This window comes from Mesorhizobium waitakense (genome assembly GCF_056431085.1).
In genome coordinates, this window is sequence record NZ_JBWKME010000054.1 from 1 (window position 1) to 720 (window position 720).

1 protein-coding gene and 1 pseudogene are annotated in these 720 nt (G+C 57.5%); one reads left to right on the forward strand and one right to left on the reverse strand.

What is annotated here, in order from left to right; genetic code table 11:
- Positions 1-274: hypothetical protein (locus tag AC07FD_RS13680; protein ID WP_478350308.1), on the reverse strand; the 274-nt coding region annotated here is incomplete at its 3' end.
- A gap of 80 nt (positions 275-354) precedes the next feature.
- Between AC07FD_RS13680 and AC07FD_RS13685 the strand changes: the two are divergent.
- A pseudogene (locus AC07FD_RS13685) lies at positions 355-720 on the forward strand (Ulp1 family isopeptidase); the annotation flags it as partial.

Here is a 720-nt window from a genome sequence, read left to right on the forward strand (position 1 = left end):
AATGCTCATGCCCTGGAACTTCAAACCAGACGCCGTCAGCTAACCGCTTACGCTTGGACCGGCAGCGACTGCCAAAGAGAGGGCGCCTATCCTCAAGATCGCTAGCAATCAGCGCAAGCTTAGTGACTGGCTGAAAAGAGAGGGAAAGGAGAGCATAGCGAGTCGACTCAACGGCAATGAGCAGCAGAAAAAACAACTGCAGAAAGATATTTCGGAGTTCAAGCGAGCCATTGGCCAACCGTACGTCGGGTTGGGTATCAACAAGCTTCGGCACCCCAGGGCGACGAACTCCAGCACGGGCTGCATCCTTATGACGATGCCGCCAACATCATCGATGGCTTGGTCGAGGGAGAGTTGAGCAAGCTCGGATCCGGCCGGACTGCCAAGACCGTCCGCAATACTGCTTCGGGGCAACGAAAGTTCAGCGATTGGCTCCGAACAATGGGCAGGGAGAGCATCGCGAGCCGGATCAACGGCGATTGGCATCAGCGCGAATCATTGGACAGAGATTACCAGGAGTTCACGAAAGCCAACGGCAACGTTGGCATTGGCTTCAAGAGGCTTGCGCAGTATGTGCAAGTCGTCGAGGCAAACAGGGCGCTGGGTGTAGCCTTCCCTGACCAGCCGGGTCGGGAACCGCAGCTAGCCGGCGCGAGCTTATCCTGGTCACCGCGGGTGCCGTCAGACTTTGACCTAAATGAGTGGCCGACGCCGGAAGGC